This window comes from Microbacterium sp. zg-YB36 (assembly GCF_024623575.2).
GTDB lineage: Bacteria > Actinomycetota > Actinomycetes > Actinomycetales > Microbacteriaceae > Microbacterium.
The window spans coordinates 63,164-87,814 of record NZ_JANJFD020000012.1 but is presented as its reverse complement, the minus strand read 5'-3'; the positions used below and the strand labels follow the sequence as shown (position 1 = coordinate 87,814).

At 69.3% G+C, this 24,651-nt stretch carries 23 protein-coding genes; 18 read left to right on the top strand and 5 right to left on the bottom strand.

Annotated elements, in window-relative coordinates; genetic code table 11:
- Window positions 1-25: 25 nt before the first annotated feature.
- Entirely contained in the window at window positions 26-469 is a 444-nt protein-coding gene (locus NQ151_RS15430) for a hypothetical protein (RefSeq protein WP_257510207.1), read from the top strand.
- Window positions 466-1,443 carry a bifunctional riboflavin kinase/FAD synthetase gene (locus NQ151_RS15425; RefSeq protein ID WP_257510206.1) on the top strand — a complete coding sequence of 326 codons (978 nt, stop codon included), beginning with the start codon at window positions 466-468 and terminating at the stop codon, window positions 1,441-1,443. Before NQ151_RS15430 ends, NQ151_RS15425 begins: the two co-directional genes overlap by 4 nt.
- A 3-nt stretch (window positions 1,444-1,446) precedes the next feature.
- Here the strand turns inward: NQ151_RS15425 and deoC are convergent, their stop codons facing one another.
- The gene (gene deoC, locus NQ151_RS15420; protein WP_257510205.1) at window positions 1,447-2,163 is read right to left on the bottom strand and encodes a deoxyribose-phosphate aldolase; all 717 of its coding nucleotides are present in this window, start codon (window positions 2,161-2,163) and stop codon (window positions 1,447-1,449) included.
- Window positions 2,164-2,288: 125 nt separating this feature from the next.
- Here deoC and NQ151_RS15415 point away from each other — a divergent pair, with 125 nt between their 5' ends.
- From NQ151_RS15415 to NQ151_RS15400, 4 genes are all read left to right on the top strand, one after another.
- Window positions 2,289-3,188 carry a glycerophosphodiester phosphodiesterase gene (locus NQ151_RS15415; RefSeq protein WP_257510204.1) on the top strand — a complete coding sequence of 300 codons (900 nt, stop codon included), beginning with the start codon at window positions 2,289-2,291 and terminating at the stop codon, window positions 3,186-3,188.
- Between the two features lie 366 nt (window positions 3,189-3,554).
- Window positions 3,555-5,708, top strand: coding sequence for a DEAD/DEAH box helicase (locus NQ151_RS15410; protein ID WP_257510203.1), 2,154 nt, complete (start codon window positions 3,555-3,557; stop codon window positions 5,706-5,708).
- A 100-nt stretch (window positions 5,709-5,808) separates the two neighbouring features.
- Window positions 5,809-6,837, top strand: coding sequence for a 6-phosphofructokinase (locus NQ151_RS15405; RefSeq protein ID WP_257510202.1), 1,029 nt, complete (start codon window positions 5,809-5,811; stop codon window positions 6,835-6,837).
- Window positions 6,838-7,194: 357 nt separating this feature from the next.
- Complete coding sequence (locus NQ151_RS15400) at window positions 7,195-8,031, top strand: endonuclease domain-containing protein (RefSeq protein ID WP_257528631.1); 837 nt, start codon at window positions 7,195-7,197, stop codon at window positions 8,029-8,031.
- Between the two features lie 164 nt (window positions 8,032-8,195).
- Here NQ151_RS15400 and NQ151_RS15395 read toward each other — a convergent pair whose 3' ends face one another.
- Window positions 8,196-10,331: a S9 family peptidase gene (locus tag NQ151_RS15395; protein WP_257528630.1), complete on the bottom strand. Its 2,136-nt coding sequence runs from the start codon at window positions 10,329-10,331 to the stop codon at window positions 8,196-8,198.
- Window positions 10,332-10,525: 194 nt separating this feature from the next.
- On the opposite strand from NQ151_RS15395, the gene NQ151_RS15390 reads away from it, so the two are divergent.
- The 5 genes from NQ151_RS15390 to NQ151_RS15370 all read left to right on the top strand — a co-directional run bounded on the left by NQ151_RS15390 (window position 10,526) and on the right by NQ151_RS15370 (window position 15,228).
- Window positions 10,526-11,839 carry an inorganic phosphate transporter gene (locus tag NQ151_RS15390; protein ID WP_257528629.1) on the top strand — a complete coding sequence of 438 codons (1,314 nt, stop codon included), beginning with the start codon at window positions 10,526-10,528 and terminating at the stop codon, window positions 11,837-11,839.
- Entirely contained in the window at window positions 11,836-12,171 is a 336-nt protein-coding gene (locus tag NQ151_RS15385; protein ID WP_257528628.1) for a peptidase, read from the top strand. Before NQ151_RS15390 ends, NQ151_RS15385 begins: the two co-directional genes overlap by 4 nt.
- A 50-nt stretch (window positions 12,172-12,221) precedes the next feature.
- On the top strand, window positions 12,222-13,127 hold the full coding sequence (locus tag NQ151_RS15380) for a metallophosphoesterase (protein ID WP_257528627.1): 906 nt from the start codon (window positions 12,222-12,224) through the stop codon (window positions 13,125-13,127).
- Between the two features lie 86 nt (window positions 13,128-13,213).
- On the top strand, window positions 13,214-14,677 hold the full coding sequence (locus tag NQ151_RS15375; protein ID WP_257510196.1) for an aspartate ammonia-lyase: 1,464 nt from the start codon (window positions 13,214-13,216) through the stop codon (window positions 14,675-14,677).
- Between the two features lie 80 nt (window positions 14,678-14,757).
- The gene (locus tag NQ151_RS15370; protein WP_257528626.1) at window positions 14,758-15,228 is read left to right on the top strand and encodes a serine incorporator domain-containing protein; all 471 of its coding nucleotides are present in this window, start codon (window positions 14,758-14,760) and stop codon (window positions 15,226-15,228) included.
- A gap of 53 nt (window positions 15,229-15,281) precedes the next feature.
- Here the strand turns inward: NQ151_RS15370 and NQ151_RS15365 are convergent, their stop codons facing one another.
- Window positions 15,282-16,148: a fumarylacetoacetate hydrolase family protein gene (locus NQ151_RS15365; RefSeq protein WP_257528625.1), complete on the bottom strand. Its 867-nt coding sequence runs from the start codon at window positions 16,146-16,148 to the stop codon at window positions 15,282-15,284.
- A gap of 54 nt (window positions 16,149-16,202) precedes the next feature.
- Between NQ151_RS15365 and NQ151_RS15360 the strand changes: the two genes are divergently transcribed.
- The 4 genes from NQ151_RS15360 (at window position 16,203) to NQ151_RS15345 (ending at window position 19,820) form a co-directional block, all read left to right on the top strand.
- Window positions 16,203-17,384, top strand: a complete 1,182-nt coding sequence (locus tag NQ151_RS15360; RefSeq protein ID WP_257528624.1) for a PrsW family intramembrane metalloprotease — start codon at window positions 16,203-16,205, stop codon at window positions 17,382-17,384.
- A 166-nt stretch (window positions 17,385-17,550) separates the two neighbouring features.
- A complete protein-coding gene (locus NQ151_RS15355) occupies window positions 17,551-17,919 on the top strand; it encodes an FKBP-type peptidyl-prolyl cis-trans isomerase (RefSeq protein WP_257510192.1) in 369 nt (122 codons plus the stop codon).
- A 155-nt stretch (window positions 17,920-18,074) separates the two neighbouring features.
- Window positions 18,075-19,127 carry a DUF2776 family protein gene (locus NQ151_RS15350; protein ID WP_257510191.1) on the top strand — a complete coding sequence of 351 codons (1,053 nt, stop codon included), beginning with the start codon at window positions 18,075-18,077 and terminating at the stop codon, window positions 19,125-19,127.
- Between the two features lie 123 nt (window positions 19,128-19,250).
- The gene (locus NQ151_RS15345; protein ID WP_257528623.1) at window positions 19,251-19,820 is read left to right on the top strand and encodes a YceI family protein; all 570 of its coding nucleotides are present in this window, start codon (window positions 19,251-19,253) and stop codon (window positions 19,818-19,820) included.
- A gap of 29 nt (window positions 19,821-19,849) precedes the next feature.
- Here the strand turns inward: NQ151_RS15345 and NQ151_RS15340 are convergent, their stop codons facing one another.
- Complete coding sequence (locus tag NQ151_RS15340) at window positions 19,850-20,821, bottom strand: DMT family transporter (protein ID WP_502883581.1); 972 nt, start codon at window positions 20,819-20,821, stop codon at window positions 19,850-19,852.
- A 218-nt stretch (window positions 20,822-21,039) separates the two neighbouring features.
- Between NQ151_RS15340 and rpsO the strand changes: the two genes are divergently transcribed.
- Window positions 21,040-21,309 carry a 30S ribosomal protein S15 gene (gene rpsO, locus NQ151_RS15335; protein ID WP_257510189.1) on the top strand — a complete coding sequence of 90 codons (270 nt, stop codon included), beginning with the start codon at window positions 21,040-21,042 and terminating at the stop codon, window positions 21,307-21,309.
- A 124-nt stretch (window positions 21,310-21,433) separates the two neighbouring features.
- On the opposite strand, the gene NQ151_RS15330 is transcribed toward rpsO, so the two are convergent.
- Window positions 21,434-22,624 carry an acyltransferase family protein gene (locus tag NQ151_RS15330; protein ID WP_257528622.1) on the bottom strand — a complete coding sequence of 397 codons (1,191 nt, stop codon included), beginning with the start codon at window positions 22,622-22,624 and terminating at the stop codon, window positions 21,434-21,436.
- A gap of 162 nt (window positions 22,625-22,786) precedes the next feature.
- Here NQ151_RS15330 and NQ151_RS15325 point away from each other — a divergent pair, with 162 nt between their 5' ends.
- Both NQ151_RS15325 and NQ151_RS15320 read left to right on the top strand, forming a co-directional pair.
- Window positions 22,787-23,986, top strand: coding sequence for an LLM class flavin-dependent oxidoreductase (locus NQ151_RS15325; RefSeq protein ID WP_257510216.1), 1,200 nt, complete (start codon window positions 22,787-22,789; stop codon window positions 23,984-23,986).
- A complete protein-coding gene (locus tag NQ151_RS15320) occupies window positions 23,983-24,645 on the top strand; it encodes an FMN reductase (RefSeq protein WP_257528621.1) in 663 nt (220 codons plus the stop codon). Before NQ151_RS15325 ends, NQ151_RS15320 begins: the two co-directional genes overlap by 4 nt.
- Window positions 24,646-24,651: the final 6 nt, after the last annotated feature.

The window sequence follows — 24,651 nt, the reverse complement described above, 5'->3', positions numbered from 1 at the left end:
CACCACGCCTACACTGGAGCGCGATATGTCTTCCCGCCCGCGCATGACCGGCGTCGGCCGTGTGCTCGTGGTCGTCTACGCGATCATGGCCCTCGCCGCGACCGGGCGCTCCTTCGTGCAGATCGTCGAGAGGTTCGACGAGGCGCCGCTCGCCTACGGTCTGTCGGCGGCTGCTGCGGTGGTCTACATCGTCGCCACGCTCGCCCTGGTGTTCGCCGGCAACCGCTTCTGGTACGTCGTGGCGTGGGTTGCGATCTGCTTCGAGCTGACCGGGGTGATCGTCGTCGGCACGCTGACCTTCGTCATGCCCGCGCTGTTCGACCACCCCACGGTGTGGTCGTGGTACGGCGAGGGGTACCTCTTCATCCCGCTCGCGCTGCCCTTCCTGGGGCTGTGGTGGCTCGCGAGCAACCGCCCCGGCGCAGCCGCCGTGGCACCCGAACCCGTCGCCGAGAGGTCGTCCTGGTGATCACGTTCCACGATCCCGCAGAGGTCCCCGCCGGCTTCGGCCCATCGGTGGTCGTGATCGGCAAGTTCGACGGTGTGCACACCGGCCATCGTGCCGGCATCGACCGCGCCCGCGTCGAGGCCGCCGCCGAGCGCGCCCGCGTCGTCGCGGTGACCTTCGACCGCAACCCGCTGCGTCTGCTGCGCCCGCAGGCGTGCCCGGAGGACCTCGTCAGCCTCGACCAGAAGCTCGCGCTGCTCGCCGACACGGGGGTGGATGCCACGCTCGTGCTGCGCTTCGACCGGGCGATGGCGGACCTCCCGGCCGATGAGTTCGTGCGCACCGTGCTGGTGGACGCGATCGGCGCGGTCACGGTGTTCGTGGGCCGCGACTTCCGCTTCGGCCGCGGGGGAGCGGGAAACCCGCAGCTGCTGGCTGAGCTCGGCCGCGAGTACGGGTTCCGCGTCGAGGTCATCGACGACATCCGCGCGCACGACGACGGCCGCCGGGTCTCGTCCACCTGGATCCGCAACCTGCTCGACGCCGGCGACGTCGAGACCGCCGCCCGCCTGCTCGGACGCCCTCCCGCGGTGCGCGGCGTGGTGGTGCACGGCCTCAAACGCGGCCGCGAACTCGGCTTCCCCACCGCCAACCTGTCGCCGCAGACCGAGGGGTTCGTCCCGGCGGACGGCGTCTACGCCGGCTGGCTCGTCGACGAGGGCGCGATCGACCGGGCGGATGCCGCGCCCAACCCGCACGCGACCACTCGCTATCCGGCCGCGATCTCGGTGGGCGTCAATCCCACGTTCGACGACGTCACACTGCGTCAGGTCGAGGCTTATGTGCTCGACGAGACCGACCTCGACCTGTACGGCCACCGCGTGGAGGTGCACTTCACCCGGCGCATCCGCGGCATGGTCGCCTTCGAGGGGATCGACGCACTCATCGCGCAGATGGGCGACGACGTGCAGCGCGTGCGGGCCGCGCTGCGGTAGGCGTCAGTACGACGACTCGTCGACGGCGCCCGCGGACTGCTCGCCGGCGAGGACCGCGCGCAGGCCGCCGAGGATCGTCGCACTCGCGCTCGTGCCCAGGCGGGTGGCGCCGGCATCGAGCATCGCCAGCGCGGTGTCCAGGCTCCGCACCCCGCCGGAGGCCTTCACCTGCACGCGGGAGCCGACCGTGGCGCGCATGAGACGCACGTGCTCGACGGTCGCGCCGCCGCCGGCGAACCCGGTGGAGGTCTTCACGAAGTCGGCGCCGCCGGCTTCGGTCAGCCGGCTGCCGCGGGCGATCTGCTCGTCGTCGAGCAGGCTCGTCTCGAGGATCACCTTGGTCACGAGACCTCCGGCGGCATCCACCACGGCACGGATGTCGCTGGTGACCTCGTCGTCGAAGCCGGACCGCAGCGCGCCGATGTTGATCACCATGTCGAACTCGGTTGCGCCGTCTTCGAGGGCGCGGATGGTCTCGGCGACCTTCGCGGTGGTCGAGGTGGTGCCGTGCGGGAAGCCGATGACGGTGCCCACCGCGACGCCGGTGCCGTCGAGGCGCCGCACCGCGTAGGGAATGTCGGAGGGGCGCACGCAGACGCTGAACACGCCCCACTGCGCCGCGGTGTCCAGCTCCGCGTCGACGTCGGAGCGGGTGAAATCGGGCTTCAGGATCGCGTGATCGATCGTGGCGGCCAGTTCGCGTTCGGTGATGCGGGGCATGGATCAAGCGTAGCCGCGCACGCTCGCGACGACTCGCGCCGGCCGGAGGTAACGAAAAGGTAACGCCGTGTGTAGAGTCAACCAACGCGTCGACGACGACGCACTGGGGAAGAAGGACCCGCTCGATGCCCGATGCCACCGTGCGCGCACCCGGATCAGACCGTGTCGCCGCTCTCGCCATCGTCTGCGTGCTCGCCGTCGCGAGCGTCGTCATCGCCGTCCTCGGTGCGGGGCCCGATCGGGTGAGCGCGCGGGAACTGCTGGGTGACGCGCGCACCCCCGGCGATCGAGCGTTCATCGCAAGCCACCGCGGCGGCGCCGCTGCGGCGCCGGAGAACACCCTGCCCGCAGTGCAGGCGGCGCTGGACGCCGGGTTCGACTACGTCGAGGTGGACTTCGCGCTGACCGCGGACCGTCAGATCGTGCTCATGCACGACGCCACCGTGGATCGCACCACCGATGGGCACGGCAGGCTCGCCCAGCTGACCCTCGCCCAGGTGCGTGAGCTCGACGCCGGCTCCTGGTTCGACGCGTCCTTCGCCGGCACCCCGGTGCCGACCGCAGCGGAGTTCCTCGACGTGCTGGCGGCGTCGGGGCGCCGCGCGATCGTCGAGTTGAAGGGGGAGTGGGATGCCGCCTCGGCGGCCGCCTTCGTCGCCGAGGTGGCTGCCCGGTCACTGGACCAGCAGATCATCGTCGCGAGCTTCGATGCGCGCACCCTGGCCGCCGTCGAATCCGCCGGCACGCACCTGCCGCTGCTGATCATCCTCAAGCGCCTCCCGGCCGATGTGGTCGCGGCGGCCCGGCAGTTCTCGGCGCAGGGCATCCTGGTCGCTCGTCGTGCGGTGCTCGAGCAGCCTCACATCGTCGACGAGCTGCATCATGCGGGGTTGCGGATCGTGGTGTACACCCTCAACTCCGATGAGCAGTGGGATGCCGCAACCGCCCTGGGCGTCGACGGCATCGTCACCGACGACCCCGCGCTGCTGGCCACCTGGCAGCAGCAGGTGCTCGCCGACGACTGACGATGCCTTCCACCTCAGCTACGACGACACCGTCTCGGAGAAGGGCGAATCGCACTTCTTCCGCGGCAACGGGTGGATCACCACGGTGTGGCTGAACTACGATCCCGGGGCATACACCGAAGACGTCGCATCGATGGTCTGGGAGTAACCAGTCCACATGCTCTAGACTGAGCGCCGGGGAACAGACGCTTCATCGCCGCAGTCGGCCGCCATCGGCCGCAACCGGCCGCAGGAATGCCCGCGGTGAGTTGCGCGTCATGCCCCGACCCGCGGTCGTCCCGGCAACCGAGCCGCACGCGGTGACACGCAGATCCATCCCGTCTCGGGAGAGCCCGAGGCATCCGGCATCCACGCCCCAGGAGGAGCATGCCGACCACGGCACCTGCCGCACAGTCCACGTCGCGGCGCAGGAAGAACACGTCGTCTCGACGCGATGACGAAGCCCCCATCATCCCGATCCTCGCCCGCAAGGTGCGCGAGGTCGAGGCCAAGGCCCAACGCGGCAAGCTCGGCCCCACCAACCGGGTCAAGTTCCAGGTCATCGCCTTCCTGGTGCGCGAAGAGCGCGCTCGGGTCAAGGCCGACACCACCGTCACCGACGCGGCGCGCGCCGAACTGCTCAAGCGCCTCGACGGCGTCGCGACCATCCTGGCTAAGACCGCCGCACGCGACACCTCGCTCATCCAGCTGCTCGAGGTCGACCAGGCGACGTCGCCGGTCGCCCGGCGCATGCGCCGTGACTGGCTGCTGGAATCGGGCGCCGAGCTCGCGCCGGACGAACTGATCATCACCGACAGCGCGCCGGCGGTCACCTCCGGGGTGCCCGCAGCCGTCTCCGCGCGCCAGGTGATTCCGCCGCAGGTCGAAGCCCGCCGCGAGGCGAACCCGTTCCTGCCCCCCGATCTCGACCACCGCGTCCCCACCGCCACGCCCCGCAGGCGCCTGGACGGCTGGGAACTGATGGGGCCGCTGTACAAGGCGTTCGAATCCGGTGCCGGTGGCGCCGTTGCTTCGATGGACCTGCCCCCTGTCCCCGAGTTCGATCGCCTGTCGCCCAAGGGCCTGGCGATCATGCCGCACCAGTCGCGCTTCCTCGAAGCAGTGCGCCAGGGCCACCGCAGCTTCCTGCTGGCCGATGAGCCGGGTCTGGGCAAGACGGCGGAGTCCGTGCTCGCGGCATCCGTCGCCGACGCCTACCCGCTGCTGGCGGTCGTGCCCAACGTCGTGAAGATGAACTGGGCGCGCGAAGTGGAGCGGTGGACCCCGCAGCGTCGGGCGACGGTCATCCACGGCGACGGCGAGAACCTCGACGCGTTCGCGGATGTGTTCATCGTCAACTACGAGATCCTCGACCGGCACCTGGCGTGGCTCGCCTCGATCGGCCTCAAGGGCATGGTCGTGGACGAGGCCCACTTCATCAAGAACCTCTCCTCGCAGCGCTCGCAGAACGTGCTGGCGCTGGGCGCACGCCTGCGTGATCAGGTGCACGACCCGCTCATGCTCGCCCTCACCGGCACGCCGCTGATCAACGACGTCGAGGACTTCGACGCGATCTGGCGGTTCCTGGGCTGGACCAACGGTGAGAAGCCGGGTCCCGAGCTCATGGAGAAGCTGGATGCCACCGGGCTGACCCCTGCGGACAAGGCGTTCTACCCCGAGGCGCGCAACGCCGTCATCTCGATGGGCATCGTCCGTCGCAAGAAGAAGGATGTCGCCGCAGACCTGCCCGACAAGCTCATCGCCGACCTCCCCGTGGAGCTCGACGACGACTTCGGCCGGTCGATCCGCGACGCCGAGCGCGAGCTCGGCGGACGCCTGGCGGCGAAGTACCGCCGCATCCTCGAGGCACGAGGCGACCGGATCTTCCTGGGCGACTTCGACGAGGACATCGTGCGCCTGGTGGCCAACACCGAGCTGGAAGAGTCCAAGGCGGCCGGTACCGGCGCCGAGAACGTCTTCACGATGGTGCGTCGCATCGGCCAGGCCAAGGCCGTGCTCGCGGCCGACTACACCGTGCAGCTGCAGCGGTCGGTGGGCAAGGTCGTGTTCTTCGCCAAGCACATCGACGTCATGGATGCCGCAGAGGCGCACTTCGCTTCGGCGGGGCTTCGCACCGTGTCCATCCGCGGCGACCAGACCACCCCGGCTCGTCAGGACGCCATCGACGCGTTCAACAACGATCCCGGTGTGGGCGTCGCGGTGTGTTCGCTGACGGCGGCCGGCGTGGGTCTGAACATGCAGGCGGCATCCAACGTGGTGCTCGCCGAACTGTCGTGGACCGCCGCCGAGCAGACCCAGGCGATCGACCGTGTGCACCGCATCGGTCAGGGCGAGCCGGTCACCGCATGGCGGATCATCGCCGCGCACACGATCGACACGAAGATCGCGGAGCTCATCGATTCCAAGCAGGGCCTGGCGGCCCGCGCCCTGGACGGCGAGGCAGCCGAGGCCGCTTCGACCGACTCGGTGCAGCTGTCGGCGCTCATGCACCTGCTGCGCCGCTCGCTCGGCGGGGACTGATTTACCCCGGCCGGGCCGTGTGGCAGGCGCTGCCCTCCGACGATAGTGTCGTCGGAGGCAGCGTGGCCGGCACCATCACCTGACAGCAAGGATCTCCCCCATGAAGATCGGCATCCTCACCAGCGGCGGCGACTGCCCGGGCCTGAACGCGGTCATCCGCGGGGTCGTGCTCAAGGGCACGACGACCTACAACCTCGAGTTCGTGGGAATCCGCGACGGTTGGCGCGGCGTCGTCGACGGTGATTTCTTCCCCCTCACCCGCCACGAGGTGAAGGGCCTGTCGAAGGTCGGTGGCACGATCCTCGGCACCAGCCGCACCAACCCCTACGAGGGTCCGCGCGGCGGCGCCGAGAACATCGCCAAGACGCTGTACGGCCACCGCATCGACGGCATCATCGCCATCGGCGGCGAGGGGACCCTCGCGGCGGCGAACCGCCTCGCGAAGGACGGCATCAACGTCCTGGGCGTCCCCAAGACGATCGACAACGATCTGCGCGCAACGGACTACTCGTTCGGCTTCGACACGGCCGTCAACATCGCCACCGATGCGATGGATCGCCTGCGTACCACCGGCGACTCGCACCAGCGCTGCATGGTCGCCGAGGTCATGGGCCGCCACGTCGGCTGGATCGCGCTGCACGCCGGTATCGCGGCGGGGGCGCACGTCATCTGCATCCCCGAAGTGCCGATGTCGATCGACGACGTCTGCGAGCAGGTCTCCAAGGCCCACGACCGCGGCCGTGCGCCGCTGGTCGTCGTCTCGGAGGGCTTCACCCTCACCGGCATGGACGAGGCCTACAGTGACAAGGGCCTCGACGCCTTCAACCGGCCGCGGCTGGGTGGCATCGGCGAGATGCTCGCGCCCGAGATCGAGCGCATCACCGGCATCGAGACCCGCGCCACGGTGCTCGGTCACATCCAGCGCGGCGGATCGCCCTCGGCGTTCGACCGTGTGCTGGCGACTCGGCTGGGCCTGCACGCCGCCGACGCGATCATGGACGGCGCCTGGGGCCAGATGGTCTCGCTCAAGGGCACCGACATCGTGCGCGTCTCCTTCGAGGAGGCCCTCGGTGAGCTGAACACGGTGCCGGTGTACCGCTACGACGAGGCCGCGGCGCTCTTCGGCTGACCCCCGGTCGTCGCGCCGTCTCGCCGGTCTTCCCGGTGCAGGCGATCTCACCGGTACAGGACGTTTCCGCTGGAATCCTCCTGTGTCGGTGAGTCTTCCTGTTGTGGGGAGACTGCCGGATGCCGGGCCGGATTGCGGGCGATTGTGGCATCCGTCTCCCCGGTGCAGGCGATCTCACCGGTACAGGACGTTTCCGGCGGAATCCTCCTGTGTCGGTGAGTCTTCCTGTTGTGGGGAGACGGCCGGATGCTGTGTGGGCCGGCCGCGCCTCCTCCACAGGCCCCGGTTCGGTCGGTTCATCCCCGGATGGCGCCCGACCGCGGCCACGCGCGCCGCCCAGCGGACCATCATGACGGCATGCGCTCGACGACCGAACTCACCCACTGGCTGGCGGCTCAGGGTGGCGGCGCCCACTCCACCGCGCTGAAGGCCGCCGGATTCTCCACGCACGCGATCCGCGTCGCGGTGCAGCGGGGCGCCGTGGCGCGCGTACGACGCAGCTGGCTGGTCGCCGGCGACTGCACACCCGACGTGCGGCGTGCGGCGGAAGCGGGTGGCCGCCTCACCTGCGTGACTGCCGCAGCACGCGCGAACCTCTGGACGCCGTCGCACGAGGGCATCCACATCGCGGTGGCGCCGACGGCCTCCCGGGTCACTGCCGAGGGCGTGCACCTGCACTGGGCGCAAGGGCCGGCGCCGGTCGGCAAGGCCTCCCTGTTCGATCCGCTGGTGAACGTGCTGTTCCAGGTCGCCCGCTGTCTGCCGATGGCCGAAGCGCTCTGCGTCTGGGAGTCGGCGATCCGGCAGAAGTCGGTCCACCCCGCCGTGCTCGCCCGCATCCAGTGGCGCGGTGAGGCGGCGCGGGCGATCGCGGCTGCGGCATCCGACCTGTCCGACTCCGGCGTCGAGACCCGGTTCGTGCTGCTGATGCGCTCGATCGGTGTCGCCGTGCGCCAGCAGGTGTGGATCGACGGGCACCCGGTCGACGGATTGATCGGGGAGCACCTCGTCGTGCAGATCGACGGCTTTGCCCACCACCAGGCGCGCGATCGGCGCCGTGACCTGTCCGCCGACGCGCGGTTAGTGCTGCTGGGTTACACCGTGCTGCGCTTCGACTACTACCAGGTGCTGTTCCAGCCCGAGCAGGTCATCGCCGTCATCTCGGCCGCCATCGCACAGGGCCTGCACCGCTGACCGTCTCCCCGGCTCAGGAGAACTCACCGGCACAGGACGAAATCAGCAGGATCGTCCTGTACCGGTGAGATCTCCTGTTGTCGGGAGAATCAGGCGACAGATGCCGCTGCGCGCCAGCGAATACTCACTCGACAGCACGAATACTCACTCGACAGCGCGAATACTCACTCGGCGGCGGCGAGGCCCAGCACGTCCAGGAGCCACGCGAGCTCGAAGGCACGTTCCTTCCACGAGTTGTAGCGACCCGAGACCCCGCCGTGACCGGCGACCATCTCGCACTTCAGCATCGCGTCCGCGCCCACCTCGCGCAGCCGCGCGACCCATTTCGCCGGCTCCACGTACATCACGCGCGTGTCGTTGAGCGAGGTGACGGCCAGGATCCGGGGATACCTCACGCCCTCGCGGACGTTCTCGTACGGCGTGTACGACTTCATGTACGCGTACACCTCAGGGTCGTGCAGGGGGTCGCCCCACTCGTCCCACTCGATGACCGTCAGCGGCAGCGACGGGTCGAGGATCGTCGTCAGGGCATCCACGAACGGCACCTCCGCCAGCACGCCGGCGAACAGTTCAGGGGCGAGGTTCGCCACGGCGCCCATCAACAGCCCACCCGCGGAGCCGCCCTCGGCGACCATCCGGTCCGGCGAGGTGTACCCCGCCTCGACGAGGTGACGGGCGGCATCGACGAAGTCGGTGAACGTGTTGCGCTTGTGCAGCATCTTGCCGTCTTCGTACCACTGCCGGCCCATCTCGCCGCCGCCGCGCACGTGCGCCACGGCGAACACGACGCCGCGGTCCAGCAGCGACAGGCGCGCGACCGAGAACCCGGGGTCGATCGAGTGCTCGTATGACCCGTAGCCGTACAGGTGCAGCGGCCGGGGGTCACCGGCATCCGGGGCGCCGAACGAGCGCTTCCACACCAGCGACACCGGCACCTGCGTGCCGTCCTGCGCGGTGGCCCACACCCGCTCCTGGGCGTAGTCCGCCGCGTCGTAGCCGCCCAGTACCGGCTGGCGCTTGCGCAGCAGCAGCTCGCCGGTGGCCACGACGTAGTCGTAGACGGTGCCCGGCGTGACGAACGAGCCGTAGCCCAGCCGCAGCAGGGGAGGAGCCCACTCCGGGTTCCCCGACAGTCCCACGCTGTACAGCGGCTCATCGAAGACGAGTTCGTCCACGCCGCCGGTGGCGTAGTCGAGCATGCCCAGCCGCTCCACCCCGTCGCGGCGGTAGCCGACGACCGCCCAGTCGCGGAAGGTCGACACGCCCAGCAGGCGTCGGCCCGGCTCGTGGGCGATGATCGTCTCGCGGGCGCCGGAGGGGTCGGATGCCGCAACGCGCACGAGTTCGAAGTCGAGCGCGCCGTCGTTGTGCAGGAGGTACAGCACGTCCTGGCCGTCCACGACGGCATGCTCGGAGTCGTACTCGATTCCCTCCCGACGCGGCCACACCACGCGGGGTGTGCCGCGCAGGTCGTCGGCATCCAGCAGCCACTCCTCGGAGGTGATCGACGAGCCGAGCTCGATCATCAGGAACCGCTCGCTGTGGGTGAAGCCTGCGCCCACCCAGTACCGCTCGTCCGGTTCGTGGAACAGCTTCGCGTCCTCGGACACCGGCGTTCCCAGCTCGTGCAGCCACACCGTGTCCGGCCGCCAGGCATCGTCGACGGTCGTGTAGACGATGAACCGGCCGTCGGGGGAGAACGTCGCCCCGGCGAAGGTGCCGGGGATCTCGTCGGGCAGCATCTGCCCGGTCCGCAGGTCGCGCACGCGCACCGTGTAGCGTTCGTCGCCCTCGACATCCACGCCGTACAGCAGCACGTTGCCGTCGTTGCTGACCTCGAAGCTTCCCAGCGAGAAGAACTCGTGCCCCTCGGCTTCGACGTTGCCGTCCAGCAGCACCTGTTCCCCGGGGACGGCCACATCGGGAGACAGCACCGGGGGAGTCCAGTCCTCGGGGGAGGCAAGCGGTGCGCGGCACTGGATGCCGTACTGGCTGCCTGCCACGGTGCGACCGTAGTACCACCACTGGCCGCGGCGGGTGGGTACGGACAGGTCGGTCTCGAGGGTGCGGCCCTTGATCTCCTGGAAGATGCGCTCGCGCAGCGGCTCCAAATGCGCCGTTCGCGCGGCCGTGTATGCGTTCTCCGCCTCCAGGTGCGCGGTGACCTCGATGTCGTCCTTCGCGCGCAGCCATTCGTACGGATCGGTCACGGCGTCGCCGTGATGCGTCCGGGTGATGGGGCGCTGCGGGGCGACGGGAGGAGCGGGGGAGGCCTGGGGCGTCTGCGCGGTGACGGTCACCCCACCACGCTAGCCGCACGGGGGGCGCGCGCCTGTGTGTCCGGGCTGAACCTGTGGGAACGGTTCACGACGCGCTTGCGGATGTGCGAGGATTTTCTCGGCTCGGTAAACGGAGCATGAATCCCCGCTGAACTGTTCGTTCGCACGCCGATATCGTCGGCACCCTCCACACATCTCCTGACGGAAAGCGAACGGTGGAAACCGCAGCCCTCATCGTCGTGCTGGTCATCGTACTGGCACTGTTCTTCGACTTCACCAACGGTTTCCACGACACCGCCAACGCGATGGCGACACCCATCGCCACCGGTGCGCTGAAGCCGAAAACCGCCGTCCTCCTCGCGGCCGTGCTCAATCTCGTGGGCGCGTTCCTGTCCACCGAGGTCGCCAAGACCATCTCCGGCGGCATCATCCGCGAGGACGAGATCTCGGCGGCCATCTTCCCGGCGATCATCTTCGCCGGGCTGATCGGCGCGATCACGTGGAACATGCTCACCTGGCTGCTGGGTCTTCCCTCCAGCTCGTCGCACGCCCTGTTCGGCGGGCTCATCGGAGCCACCCTGGTCGGTGCCAGCGCGTCGGCCATCGACATGGGCGTGGTGCTGTCGAAGGTCGTGCTGCCGGCGCTCATCGCCCCGCTCACCGCCGGCATCATCGCCTTCACCGTCACCAAGCTGGCCTACGCCCTCACCCGCCGCTACGACTCCAAGCCGGACGGCCGCGACGGGTTCCGCTGGGGCCAGATCTTCACGTCGTCGCTCGTCGCGCTCGCGCACGGCACCAACGACGCGCAGAAGACCATGGGGGTCATCACGCTCGCGCTGATCACCGTGGGCTGGCAGTCCAGCGCCCACCACGAGCCGCAGCTGTGGGTCGTCATCGCGTGTGCGGTGACCATCGCGCTGGGAACGTACATGGGCGGCTGGCGCATCATCCGTACCCTCGGCAAGGGCCTCACCGACGTCAAGCCTGCTCAGGGGTTCGCAGCCGAGGCATCCACCGCCTCGACGATCCTCGCCTCCAGCGCGCTCGGGTTCGCCCTGTCGACCACTCAGGTCGCCTCCGGGTCGGTCATCGGCTCCGGGCTGGGACGACGCGGCTCCAAGGTGCGTTGGCGCACCGCCGGCCGCATCATGATCGGCTGGCTGCTGACCCTGCCCGCAGCGGGCATCGTCGGCGCGCTCGCAGCACTCCTGGTCGTGTGGCTGGGACAGGTCATCGGGGTGCTGGTGGGTGCGGCGATCGCCGCCGTCATCGTCCTGGCGATCTTCATCCGCTCACGCCGCGACGAAGTGACCTCCGCCAACGCGATGAGCGACGTCGCCGAGTCCGGCCGCGCCGTCAAGGTCAAGCGCAATCCGCCGCCCACTCGCCGTCAGCGCACGCGCCTGCATGCCGATGCCCAGGCGAAGACGGATGCCGCGGCCGCTCACGTGCGTGCCGATGCGCAGGCGAAGACGGATGCCGCGGCGACTCACGTGAGCACCGACAGTGGGGAGGCCGGCAAATGACCGTCGCAATCGACTGGCTCGCCTTCGTCCAGGTGTTCGCTGCGGCGCTGGTGGGTTCCGTGGTGGTCGTCACCTTCTACGCCTTCGGGCTGCGGCTGCTCGTCCGCTCGGGACGGGCTCCCGTCGTGACTCCTGCGGAGTTCACCGACGCCATCACGGTCATCACCGAGAAGCAGGCACGCCGGGGCGCCAAGGCCGCAGCGAAGGCAGCCTCGCGCAGCCCGCTGAGCGACGCGCAGAAGCAGCTCGCGCTGCTGGGGGCATTCGCGTCGTTCGCGGTCTCCGCACTGGCCGTGCTGGGCGCTCTCATGCTCATCGTCTTCGGCCACTGAGGCCGTTCCCCCGGCAAGGAGCGTCTCCGGCCTCGCCTAGACTCAGCCGCATGGAGCCCCCGCAGTTCGGCAGCCATCCGCCGGCCCGTCGTGTCCTGGTGCATCTCAGCGACACGCACCTGCTCGGCGGCGACGGCAGGCTCGGCGGGCGGTTCGACGTCCTGGCGAACCTGACCGAGACCCTCGCGGCCGTGGAGCGGCTCGGCATCCGCCCCGACGCCCTGGTGTTCACCGGGGACCTCACCGATCTCGGCGAGCCGGAGGCCTACCGCGCGCTGCGGGCGGCCGTCGAACCGGTCGCGGCACGGCTGGGCGCGCCGGTCGTGTGGGTGGCGGGCAACCACGACGAGCGGCCCGAACTGCGACGCGACCTGCTGGGGCTGGAAGCCTCCGAAGAGCCGGTCACCGGCGTGTGGGACCTCGGCGGTCTGCGACTGATCGCCCTGGACACGAGCGTGCCCGGCTGGCACCACGGCGACCTCGACCCCGCCCAGCTGGAGTGGCTGCGCGGCATCCTGCGCGAGCCGGCACCGCTGGGGACGCTGCTGGCGCTGCACCACCCGCCGCTGCCGAGCCACATCCCGCTGTTCGACATCCTGGAACTGCGCCATCAGGACGCCCTCGCCGACGTGATCGCGGGCACCGACGTGCGCGGCATCCTCGCCGGTCACCTGCACTACTCCACCCACGGCACGTTCGCGGGCGTCCCGGTCAGCGTGGCCGCCGCCACCTGTTACACGATGAACCTGCAGCGCCCGCCGGTGGAGGTCAACGGCATGGATGCCGGGCAATCGTTCCACCTCGTGCACGTCTACGAGGACACCGTGACCCACGCCGTCGTGCCGGTGGTCGACGCGCCGACGGGTGACTTCTTCTCCGCGGAATGGGTGGCCGAGATGTCCCGGCTGACGCCCGAACAGCGCCTCGAGGTGTTCTCCCGCAAGCCCGCGCGCTGACCCCGTCGGCCGGTGGCATGCCGCGTGCGCGGGTAGGCTGAACGCATCGCCCTCACGACGCTGTGAGCACCCCACAAGGACGCGCCATGCCACTGCACCACACCCCGACCACCCGTACCGAGACCGATTCGCTGGGGTCGTTGCAGATACCCGGCGACGCGTACTGGGGGATCCACACCGCACGGGCCCTGGAGAACTTCCCGATCTCGCAACGGCCGATCTCGGTCTACCGGGATCTGGTCTGCGCGCTGGCGATGGTCAAGCAGGCATCCGCCCGAGCCAACCTCGAGATCGGCGTGCTCGACGCCGAACGGGCCGATCTGATCGACCGCGCATCGCAGCTGGTGATCGAGGGCGAGTTCCACGACCAGTTCGTCGTCGGCGTCGTGCAGGGCGGCGCCGGGACGTCGACCAACATGAACGCGAACGAGGTCATCACCAACATCGCGCTGGAGCTGGCCGGTCGTCCCAAGGGCGACTACGACTACCTCTCGCCGATCGACCACACCAACCGCAGCCAGTCGACCAACGACGTCTACCCCACCGCCATCAAGGTGGGCCTGGGGCTGGATCTGCGCACGCTGCTGGAGGAGCTGGACCTGCTGCGGCAGTCGTTCCTGGCCAAGGCCGTGGAATTCCATGACGTGCTCAAGGTGGGGCGCACCCAGTTGCAGGATGCCGTGCCGATGACGCTCGGGCAGGAGTTCCACGGGTTCGCGACCACCCTGGGCGAGGACTACTCGCGGCTGAACGAGAACGCGTCGCTGCTCTACGAGATCAACATGGGCGCGACCGCGATCGGCACCGGCATCACGACCCACCACGAGTACGCCGCCGCGGTGTGCCGCCATCTGCGCGGGATCACCGGTCTGGACCTGGAGACCGCCGTCGACCTCGTCGAGTCGACCAGCGACACCGGCTCGTTCATGTCGTTCTCCTCCTCCCTCAAGCGCAACGCGATCAAGCTGTCGAAGATCAGCAACGACCTGCGCCTGCTCTCCAGCGGCCCGCAGGCCGGCTTCGGGGAGATCAACCTGCCGCCGCGCCAGGCGGGGTCCAGCATCATGCCCGGAAAGGTCAACCCGGTCATCCCGGAGGTCGTCAACCAGGTCGCGTTCGCCGTCGCCGGTGCCGACCTCACCATCACGATGGCGGTGGAGGGGGGACAGCTGCAGCTGAACGCATTCGAGCCGATCATCGCGCATTCGCTGTTCCAATCGATCACCTGGATGCGGCGTGCGATGCGCACCCTGCGGGTGAACTGCGTCGACGGCATCACCGCCAACCGGGAGCGCCTCGGGGCCATGGTGGGGGCCTCGGTGGGGGTCATCACCGCGCTCACGCCGTTCCTCGGGTACGCGGCGTCCGCCGCGCTGGCCAAGGCCGCGCTGCTGACCGGCCACAACGTCGGCGATCTCGTCGTGGAGGCGGGGCTCATGAGCCGCGAGGACGTCGACAAGCAGCTGTCCCCGGCGCGCCTGTCGGGGCTGGAAGCGATCACCGCCGCCATCCCGATCGTGCCCAGCCCCGATATCACGGTTGAGCGCTGAGCGCACCGCTTTGTCGTGCGCGGACCCCGCCCACTAGCGTCGGAGTGAACCGGGACAGGCCCGCGTATCGAGGAGCAGACATGTCCGACCCGCAGAACCCCACCCCGCCCGCGGTCCCGCCCGCCGGCGGCGAGCCCACCTACCAGCCGCCCAGCGCCCCGTCGGCACCGCCCGCGTACGGCGCCGCGCCGGCATACGACCCCAACGCGCCCGCGGGCACCCAGGCCCCTTACGGCGCTCCGGCCCCTTACGGCGCTCCGGACGCGCCCGTCCCCGGCAAGACGCTCGGCATCGTCGCGTTCGTCGCGTCGTTCTTCTTCGCGCTGCTGGGCCTGATCCTCGGCATCGTCGCGTTCGTGCAGAGCAAGAAGGCCGGCGTCAAGAACGGCTGGGCGCTGGCCGCGATCATCGTCAGCATCGTGCTGATGGTCATCGGCACCATCGTCGGCATCGTGTTCTTCTCCACCCTGTTCCCGCTCATCAGCGCGTGCGCCGAGCTCGGCCCCGGCGAATGGCAGCTCAGCAACGGGCAGATCATCGACTGCAACTGACCATCGACTGACCATCACATCGACTGACCCCCGCGTGCTCCGGCACGCGGGGGTCAGTCGTTGATGCGGCAGTGCGTGGTCAGTGAGCCGATCCCGTCGATGCCGACGGTGACGGTGGACCGGTCGCGCAGGAAGATCTGCGGGTCGCGGGAGTAGCCGGCACCGCCCGGGCTGCCCGTGGAGATGAGGGTGCCCGGCAGCAGCGTGGCCGATGACGACAGGTGCGACACCAGGGCGGCCACCGATCGGATCATCTGGCCCGTCGTGGCATCCTGCACCGTCTGACCGTCCACGATCGCCCAGATGTGCAGGTCCTGCGGGTCGGCGATCTCGTCTGCGGTCACCACGAAGGGCCCCGTGGGGGTGAAGCCGTCGAACGACTTGCACCGCGACCACTGCGCTTCGGAGAACTGGATGTCCCGGGCGGTGATGTCGTTGACGACGGTGTAGCCCCAGACGTGGTCCAGCGCGTCGTCGACGGCGACGTTCTTCGCGGGACGCCCGATGATGACACCCAGCTCGGCCTCGTAGTCGACGGATTCGCTGAGCGAACGCGGCCAGCTCGTGGTGGCCTCGTGGGCGGCCAGCGAGTTCGGCCACAGCACGAACACGGTGGGGGCGGTGTCGGCCTTCAGCCCCAGTTCGCTGGAGTGCGCGGCGTAGTTCAACCCGATCGCGAGCACCACGGGGGGATCGAGCACGGCCGACGCGAACGACACCGCGGACAGCGGATGCCACCCGGTGGCGGTTTCGCTGGCCTCGCGCACCCGCGCGAGCAGCTCGTCACCCCCGTCGATGAGCTGCGCCAGGCGGTGTGGCGCGCCGGGGAAGAGGTCTTCGGTGACGAGGGCGTGATCGTCGCGGATGACGGCCAGTCGGGGAGGGCTGCCCGCGGCAGTGCTCACGTGGGCAAAGCGCATCCGTTCAGGCTATCGGGATCGCGGGTGGTGAATTCGCCGCGAATGGGCAGCCATATGCTGAAGCTCGTGTCGTACACCTCCGCGCTGTCCCAGCCGCACCCCGGTCGCCCAGCGATCATCGCCCCCGCTCCGGCATCGCCGCCGGTGCTGCCGATCCCGCCGCGGAAGGGACGCACCGCGCCGATCTGGATCGCGGGCGTGCTCGTCGTGCTGCTGGTGGCGCTGGCGGCATATCTGCTGACCTTCCTCGGCGCCGCGGCCTCATTGATCGGCATGCTGCTGGCCCTCGTGCCGTTCGTCGGGGTGCTCTTGGCGGTGCGCATCGCCGACCGGTGGGAGCCGGAGCCACGGTCGCTGGTCGCCCTCGCCGTGGCGTGGGGGGCGATCGCGGCGGTCGTGATCACCCTGGCGATCGATCTGGTGCTGACACTCGTCATCGGCGACGACGGGTCGGCCGCGCGCGATGCGTTCTCGTCGGTCATCCAGGCTCCCATCGTGGAGGAGCTGGCCAAGGGGCTCGGGCTCCTGATCATCTTCGTCGTGGGGCGTCGGGCGTTCGACGGTCCCATAGACGGCGTCGTGTACGGCGCGCTGGTGGGCGCCGGGTTCGCATTCACCGAGAACATCCTCTACTTCGCCACGAGCCTCATCGAAGGCGGTGTGGCCGAGACGACCGTGACCTTCTTCCTCCGCGGCATCCTCTCGCCCTTCGCCCACGTCATGTTCACCGCCGTCACCGGATACGCGCTGGGCCGGGTCGCCCGAGACGGCGCGCCGGTGGGGCGTGTGATGCGGGCGTGGCTGGTGGGCATGCTCGGTGCGGCGGTGCTGCACGCACTGTGGAACGGGTCGGCCGTCTTTGCCAACTTCTTCTCGCTGTACGTGTCGCTGCAGGTGCCGCTGTTCGCGCTGTTCATCGTGGGGGTGCTGCTGCTGCTGCGGGAAGAGGCACGGCTCACCGAGGCGCGGCTGGGGGAGTACGCCGCAGCCGGCTGGTTCAGCAAGGGTGAGGTCGCCATGCTCGCCACCGGTGCCGGCCGGCGCCGCGCGATGGCGTGGGCCCGCACGCTGCCCGGTGGACGCGCCGGTGCGATGAAGGCATTCATCGCGGATGCCACCGCGCTCGCCGCCGCCCGACAGCGCGCACTGTCCGGCCGGGACGCGAACGCGGCAGAGGATGAACGCATCTTCCTGGCGCGGGCGGTCGCGGCCCGAGCTGCGGTGTTCGGGCAGTAACGGGGGACATGACCCGGATCTACAACTCAGCGCTCGGTGCCGCGGCGATGCCTGCGTGACTCCCGAGCGCTGAGTTGATTAACTCCCATCATCCTCTCGCCCGCCGCGGGGTGTCAAGGATGGCGCTCGCGTTGACCGCACCGGGCGGCTCGGGTTTGATGGAACCATGACTGACAACCGCACCAAGCCCGAATTCGACGCTCCGACCGGGCCCGCCCCCTCCGAACTCGTCATCCGCGACATCATCGTGGGCGACGGTGCCGAGGCCAAGCCCGGCGACACCGTGACGGTCCACTACGCCGGCGTCGAATACGACACCGGTGAAGAGTTCGACTCGTCGTGGAGCCGCGGCGAGAGCATCCAGTTTCCGCTCCGCGGCCTGATCCAGGGCTGGCAGGACGGCATCCCCGGCATGAAGGTCGGCGGCCGCCGCGAGCTCGTGATCCCGCCGCACCTGGCCTACGGCCCCGCCGGCGGTCATTTCCTCGGGGGCAAGACCCTGGTGTTCATCATCGACCTCATCGCGGTCGGCTGACACGACGCACTCACGGAGGGGCGGATGCTGCGGCATCCGCCCCTCCGGCGTTCGCAGCGGACGCCGCCCTCGGACCTTGAGAACCCGACGGTCCGCGGATACCGTTCCTGCTACGCCCGCCGTCACGCCGACGGGTCCGTCAGGGAGTGGTCACCATGAACTACGGCATCAGCATCCTGTTCCGGGCGATCCCCCTCCTCATGGGGGCCGTGTGTCTGGGATTCGGGCTGTATGTCCTCGGCGGTGGCACGGATGCCGGCCACTTCGTCGCCGGTCACGTGCTCATCGCACTCACCGCGATCTGCATCGCCCTGTTCACCACGGCGGCGATGATCATCCGCCAGATCACGGGGACCTTCGCGCCCGCGTGGCGGTACATCCTTCCGGCCATCGGGTACGGCGTCGCCGTGGCGACCATGGCATGGGGGCTGTGGATCCGCGCGACGGGCACGGCTGCGGACTCGTTCGTGGCAGGTCATGTGGTGTTCGGCGTCGGACTCATCGCCGCGTGCGTATCGACCGTCGCGACGGCATCGAGCGCGTTCACGCTGATCTCCCAGAACTCCGCGGGACGTCACGAGGACGGCGTGCCCGCAGGTGCGTACGCGAAGCCCGCGGCTGCGGTGCTGATCGGTGTGCCTGCTGTGGCCGCGCTGGTCGCCGGGGTGTGGGCGGTGGTGCTCCTGACTGGGGCTGCGCAACCAGATCACTATGTCGCGGGGCACGTCATGCTGGGGCTGGCGGCGATCTGCTCGAGCCTGATCTCGCTCGTGGCCACGGTGGTGCGCCAGGTGCGCAATCAGTTCGATGAAACCGAGCGCTGGTACTGGACGCTCTGGGTCGCAGTCATGGGCTCGGCGACGGTGATCTGGGGCTTGTTCGTGCTCTTGGGGTCGGATCGACCCGAACGCATCGCACCGGGCTGCGTTCTGCTGGGTCTGGGCATGATCTGCTTCAGCATCATCTCGAAGGTCTTCCTGCTCGCATCGGTGTGGCGGCGCCGATTCCCGCTGGCGAACCGGGTGCCGCTCATCCCGGTGTTCACGTGCTTGCTCTGCCTGTTCTTCGCCGCATTCCTCGCCGAAGCGGCGATCACCGACGCATCCTTCTTCATCCCGGCGCGCGTTCTCACGGGGCTCGGCGCGGTCTGTTTCACGCTGTTCTCCATCGTGTCCATCCTTGAGGCGGGGACGTCGCAGAAGTCCTGAGCCGATCTCCGCATCCGGGGCGACGGCGCCTCGATACCCGATTTACATTCATGGGAATACACCGTGCTCGAGCGCGTTGTCTCCACAGTGCGCCGGATCCCCCGGCCCGATTTGGAGGACGACATGACCGAAGCTACGAGCGCTGCCCCGACCGAGATCTCCGGCTACAAGCCCGGCACCTGGGTGCTCGACCCCTCGCACAGCGAGGTGTCCTTCAGCGTGCGCCACATGATGATCTCGAAGGTGCGCGGCACGTTCGACGTCAAGAGCGGCACGATCTACGCGCCCGAGAACCCTCTCGAAGCCCGCGTCGAGGCAACCGCTGACGTCGCTTCGATCAACACGAAGGACGAAGGCCGCGACGCGCACTTGCGCTCCGCCGAGTTCTTCGACGCCGAGACCCACCCCACACTCACCTTCGTCTCCACCGGCGTGCGCCTGGAGAACGGCGACTTCCTCGTCGACGGCGACCTCACCATCCGCGGCATCACCAAGCCCGCGACCTTCGAACTCGAGTTCGGCGGCTTCGGCGTCGACCCGTGGGGCAACTACAAGGCGGGCGCGACGGCGAAGTCGGTCATCAACCGCGAGGACTTCGGTCTCAATTGGAACGCCGCCCTCGAGACCGGCGGCGTGCTGGTCGGCAAGGACGTCGCCATCACGCTCGACCTGCAGGGCGCACTGCAGGCCTGACGCTTCGGGTGGATGCCGCGGAGCTCAGCTCACGCGGCATCCGCCCGCCGTCGATTTCGGCGCAGGCGATTCTGCGCGAGCAGGATGCCGAGGAACACCAGCAGCGCACCGACGGGTTCGTTCCAGCTGAGCGTCTCGCCCAGCAGCACGATTCCCAGCATCACTCCCACGACCGGAGTGATGTAGGTGACCGTCGAGGCGCGCGTGGGCCCCCATGCGCGCAGCACGTTCTGGTTCCAGATGTAGGCGACGCCCGTGCCCAGGCACCCCAGCGTGATGAGGCTGAGGACGATCCAGACATCCAGCCGCACCGGGGTCAGCGCGATGACCGGGGTGAGCAGCAGCATGACCAGTGCGGCGATGCCGATGTTGAGGAACGAGAACACCAGGGCGCTCATGCCCGAGTCCGACACGAACCGCCGCATGTAGGCGAGGCTGAAGCCGTAGCATGCGGTCGCCCCGAGGATCGCGAGCTGCGCGACGAGGCTCTGGGAGAGATCCAGGCCCTGCCACGGCGCGATGATCACCATCACCCCGGCCACGCCGATGAGGATGCCGGCGATCTGGGCGGGCTTGAGCTTCTCGACGCGGAACACCGCCCATGCCATGACCGCGGTCATGATCGGCGTCGTGGCGTTGTAGATGCTCGCCAGCCCCGACGTGACGAACTGCTGCGCCCACGAGAACAGCAGGAACGGCACGACGCAGAACGACAGCGCGAGCACGGTCATGTGCCCCCAGATGCGGATGCTGCGCGGCAGCCGGTCGCGCCGCAGCACGACGAACAGACCGAGGGTCAGCGCGCCGAGCACGAGGCGCGACCACACCACCTGGGCGGGGGAGACGCCCTCGAGCGCGACTTTCATGAACAGAAAGCTCGAGCCCCAGATGATGCCCGTCAGGACGAACTGCAGGGTGAGCACGGCTGCCGCCGGCTGCGGCGCCGGAGCGGGGGCGACTGACGGTTCCGGCGTCGCGGTCGGGACGGGAGCGGTGTTCACGCCGTGACTCTAACGCCGGGTGCAGGCGCCGGGCATGGGATGCGGATGCAACGGCCGGAATCCGCCGTCGAACGGCCGGATGGCTACGTCGGAGGTGGGTCGCCTGTGCGGGAAGGGGACTGGTAGACTTTCCAGGTTGCCGTTCGATCGGCCGCGGAGAAAGAGAGCCCACGCATCAGGCGTCGGGCGCCGCGCAACGAGGAGAGAGGGGATCACCTATGGCACTGGAAGCAGAAGTCAAGAAGGCGATCATCGAAGAGTACGCGACGCACCCCGGTGACACCGGATCCCCCGAGGTGCAGGTCGCGATGCTGACGCAGCGCATCAAGGACCTGACCGAGCACCTCAAGGAGCACAAGCACGACCACCACTCGCGTCGTGGCCTGTTCCTGCTCGTCGGTCAGCGCCGTCGTCTGCTCGGCTACCTCCAGGACATCGACATCGCGCGTTACCGCACGCTGATCGAGCGTCTCGGGCTCCGCCGCTAAGGCATCGCAGCCAGCGTTCAATCGCACAAAACTTCTTGAGGGCCGCCCCACGGTGTGGGGCGGCCCTCGTCGTTCGTGCGCCGCCGGGTCTCCGAGCGTCGACCCGTGCGGGCGACCGGACGCGTCAGCGCTGCGTGCTACGGCGGGGTGGGTTCGCGCGCGGGTGGGGCGGCTCGGGCGTGCGCCGCGATCCGGTCGGGTCGCTGCCGCGGCCCTCGCGCCGGGCCAGGGTCGGGTCGGCGAACAACCACTGCGGGCGCGGCTCGATGAGGTGGCGGAACACCGTGCGCACGGGCTTGGTCGCCAGCCCCAGTGCGATGGCCACCGACAGCGCCGTGACCACCGGCAGCCAGAACCAGGTGGGGTCGAGGGCGCGCATCACACCGGATTCGCGGAACGGGTACAGCACGAACGAGTGGAGCAGGTAGACGTACATCGTGTACTGGCCGAAGTGCGTCCACCACCGGTCGCGACGCGGTAGCAGCGTGAAGAAGGCGGCCGAGAGGATGAGGGCGATCGCCATGATCACCAGGCGCACCCCGCCCGCCCACCAGGTGTTCGCACCGAGCGCGGCGTAGGCGTCGTCGTAGAACAGCCATCCGCCGAGGTCCATCGCCAGCCAGGTGTCGATGTAGAACCACGCCGCCCAGCCCGCGACCGCGAGCACCCCGGCGGCGCAGAGCACGACCCACCAGGACCGTGAGCGCAGCAGGTCGAAGCGGGCGACGATGTCGCGGTCGCGCAGCCACCAGCCGAGGGTGAAGAAGAACAGCAGGCCCAGGGTGCGCGACAGCGAGAAGGTGGAGTCGAGGTTCGTCAGGTATCCGGCGCCGATCGAGATCGCCAGCGTCCACAGCAGCGGCCGCTTCAGCAGCGCCAGATACGGCAGGATCAGCCGGAAGATCCCCAGCGCCAACAGGAACCACAGGGTCCACGACGGTTCGGTGGGGTTGGGGTTGGCCGAGCCCTCCACGAGCCACTTGGTCAGCGTCCACAGGCCCTCGAAGATGAGGTAGGGCACGATGATGTCGGTGATCACGCGGGCCATCTGCCGCTGGTTGGGCGTCCCCGACTTGGAGAAATACCCGGAGATGATCGCGAACGCCGGCATGTGGAACGCGTAGATGAGGAAGTACACCGCCTGGGCGATGTCGGAGTCATAGGTGAGCCGCTGCACGGCGTGGCCCAGCACCACCAGGACGATGCACGCGAACCGCGCGTTGTCCCAGAACGGCACGCGCGGCTTGGGGCGCGCGACCGCCCCTGTCCGGGGAGCGCGAGCCGCGTTCGGTTCCGCCGGTGCCGCCTCGTTCATCCTCGCCACCCTACCCGCGCAGGGTGGGGGAGCTCTGCGTGGGTGCGGGAATAACCTGAGGCGACACGCGTTTCACCAGATACATTCATTTGCATGGAAACGGATGCCGCTGGCATCCGGGATCGGAGAGCGACCGTGGACCAGACGACCACCTGGCCGGGGATGCAGTTCGGCATCTTCACCGTCAGCGACATCACGCAGGACCCGACGACGGGACAGACCCCGAGCGAGGCGGAGCGCATCCGCGCGACGATCACGATCGCCGAGCACGCCGAGCAGGTCGGCCTCGACGTCTTCGCGCTCGGCGAGCACCACAACCCGCCGTTCTGGTCCTCGTCGCCCACCACGACGCTGGCCTACATCGCCGCCCGCACCGAACGGCTCATCCTGTCGACGGCGACCACGCTGATCACCACGAACGACCCGGTGAAGATCGCCGAGGACTTCGCGATGCTGCAGCACGTCTCAGGCGGCCGCACCGACCTCATGCTCGGCCGCGGAAACACCGGACCGGTGTACCCCTGGTTCGGCAAGGACATCCGCCAGGGCCTGCCGCTGGCCGTGGAGAACTACGCCCTGCTGCACAAGCTGTGGCGGGAGGACGTGGTCGACTGGGAAGGCGAATTCCGCACCCCGCTGCAGGGTTTCACCTCCACCCCGCGGCCGCTGGACGGTGTGGCGCCGTTCGTGTGGCACGGCTCGATCCGCACCCCCGAGATCGCCGAGCAGGCCGCCTACTACGGTGACGGGTTCTTCGCCAACAACATCTTCTGGCCCGCCGAGCACTATCAGCGGCTCATCGCCCTGTACCGGCAGCGCTACGCGCACTACGGTCACGGCACCCCCGAGCAGGCGATCGTGGGGCTGGGCGGCCAGGCGTTCATGGCGAAGAACTCGCAGGATGCCGTGGCGCAGTTCCGTCCCTATTTCGACAACGCCCCCGTCTACGGGCACGGCCCGTCGCTGGAGGACTTCAGTGAGATGACCCCGCTCACCGTGGGCTCGCCGCAGCAGGTCATCGACCGGTACGCCGGGATGCGGGACATGTTCGGCGACTACCAGCGTCAGCTGTTCCTGATGGACCACGCCGGGCTGCCGCTGAAGACCGTGCTGGAGCAGCTGGACTTCCTCGGCGGTGAGGTGGTGCCGGTGCTGCGCAAGGAACTCGCGCAGCACCGCCCCGCCGAGGTGCCCGACGCCCCGACGCACGCCGCCCGCGTCGCCGCAGCTTACGGCGACGCCGCCCCGCGTGCCGCGCGGCCCCGGGCCAACCGCGGCGACAACCTCAGCGGACCCTCGCCCTATCAGGACGCCCCGGCGCCGGCAGGCGCGGCATTCGGCCTGAACGACGGTGCGCGATGACCGCGCGTCGCATCGCCGTCGTCTCGGCGGGACTGTCCAACCCCTCCTCGACGCGCATGCTCGCCGACCGGCTGGCCGCGGCCACCGTGCGCGCGCTCGCGCAGGAGCAGGGTCCCGATGGGCAGGGCATCTCCGCGGAGGTCGACGTGTTCGAGTTGCGCGATCACGCGCACGACATCACCAACAACCTGCTCACCGGTTTCGCGCCGCCGGCGCTGGAGCGTGTCGTCAACGCAGTCATCTCCGCGGACGCGCTCATCGCCGTCACGCCGATCTTCTCCACGAGCTACTCGGGGCTGTTCAAGTCGTTCATCGACGTGCTCGACCCCGACGCGCTCACCGGGATGCCGGTGCTCATCGGTGCGAACGCCGGCACGCCCAGGCACTCGCTCGCGATCGACTACGCGATCCGGCCGTTGTTCGCGTATCTGCACGCCGCCCCCGTCTCCACGGGAGTGTTCGCGGCATCCAGTGACTGGGGTGCCCATCCCGACGACGTCGCGCCACTGGGGTCCCGCATCGACCGCGGCGCGCGCGAACTGGCCGCGGCGATCGCGCGCCGAGAGCCGTCGGTGGCGGTGGACAGCTTCGACCCGGCGCAGTACCTGGGCGAGGGCCGGTCGTTCGGGCACCTGCTGGGCGGCCTGGCGGGGGAGTAGCCGGTC

Excerpts from the sequence above, each read along its gene's own strand:
- NQ151_RS15430 (WP_257510207.1), top strand. The coding sequence starts at position 26 with ATGTCTTCCCGCCCGCGCATGACCGGCGTCGGCCGTGTGCTCGTGGTC.
- deoC (WP_257510205.1), bottom strand. The coding sequence starts at position 2,163 with ATGCCCCGCATCACCGAACGCGAACTGGCCGCCACGATCGATCACGCG.
- NQ151_RS15415 (WP_257510204.1), top strand. The coding sequence starts at position 2,289 with ATGCCCGATGCCACCGTGCGCGCACCCGGATCAGACCGTGTCGCCGCT.
- NQ151_RS15410 (WP_257510203.1), top strand. The coding sequence starts at position 3,555 with ATGCCGACCACGGCACCTGCCGCACAGTCCACGTCGCGGCGCAGGAAG.
- NQ151_RS15405 (WP_257510202.1), top strand. The coding sequence starts at position 5,809 with ATGAAGATCGGCATCCTCACCAGCGGCGGCGACTGCCCGGGCCTGAAC.
- NQ151_RS15400 (WP_257528631.1), top strand. The coding sequence starts at position 7,195 with ATGCGCTCGACGACCGAACTCACCCACTGGCTGGCGGCTCAGGGTGGC.
- NQ151_RS15385 (WP_257528628.1), top strand. The coding sequence starts at position 11,836 with ATGACCGTCGCAATCGACTGGCTCGCCTTCGTCCAGGTGTTCGCTGCG.
- NQ151_RS15380 (WP_257528627.1), top strand. The coding sequence starts at position 12,222 with ATGGAGCCCCCGCAGTTCGGCAGCCATCCGCCGGCCCGTCGTGTCCTG.
- NQ151_RS15375 (WP_257510196.1), top strand. The coding sequence starts at position 13,214 with ATGCCACTGCACCACACCCCGACCACCCGTACCGAGACCGATTCGCTG.
- NQ151_RS15370 (WP_257528626.1), top strand. The coding sequence starts at position 14,758 with ATGTCCGACCCGCAGAACCCCACCCCGCCCGCGGTCCCGCCCGCCGGC.
- NQ151_RS15365 (WP_257528625.1), bottom strand. The coding sequence starts at position 16,148 with ATGCGCTTTGCCCACGTGAGCACTGCCGCGGGCAGCCCTCCCCGACTG.
- NQ151_RS15360 (WP_257528624.1), top strand. The coding sequence starts at position 16,203 with ATGCTGAAGCTCGTGTCGTACACCTCCGCGCTGTCCCAGCCGCACCCC.
- NQ151_RS15355 (WP_257510192.1), top strand. The coding sequence starts at position 17,551 with ATGACTGACAACCGCACCAAGCCCGAATTCGACGCTCCGACCGGGCCC.
- NQ151_RS15350 (WP_257510191.1), top strand. The coding sequence starts at position 18,075 with ATGAACTACGGCATCAGCATCCTGTTCCGGGCGATCCCCCTCCTCATG.
- NQ151_RS15345 (WP_257528623.1), top strand. The coding sequence starts at position 19,251 with ATGACCGAAGCTACGAGCGCTGCCCCGACCGAGATCTCCGGCTACAAG.
- rpsO (WP_257510189.1), top strand. The coding sequence starts at position 21,040 with ATGGCACTGGAAGCAGAAGTCAAGAAGGCGATCATCGAAGAGTACGCG.
- NQ151_RS15330 (WP_257528622.1), bottom strand. The coding sequence starts at position 22,624 with ATGAACGAGGCGGCACCGGCGGAACCGAACGCGGCTCGCGCTCCCCGG.
- NQ151_RS15325 (WP_257510216.1), top strand. The coding sequence starts at position 22,787 with ATGCAGTTCGGCATCTTCACCGTCAGCGACATCACGCAGGACCCGACG.
- NQ151_RS15320 (WP_257528621.1), top strand. The coding sequence starts at position 23,983 with ATGACCGCGCGTCGCATCGCCGTCGTCTCGGCGGGACTGTCCAACCCC.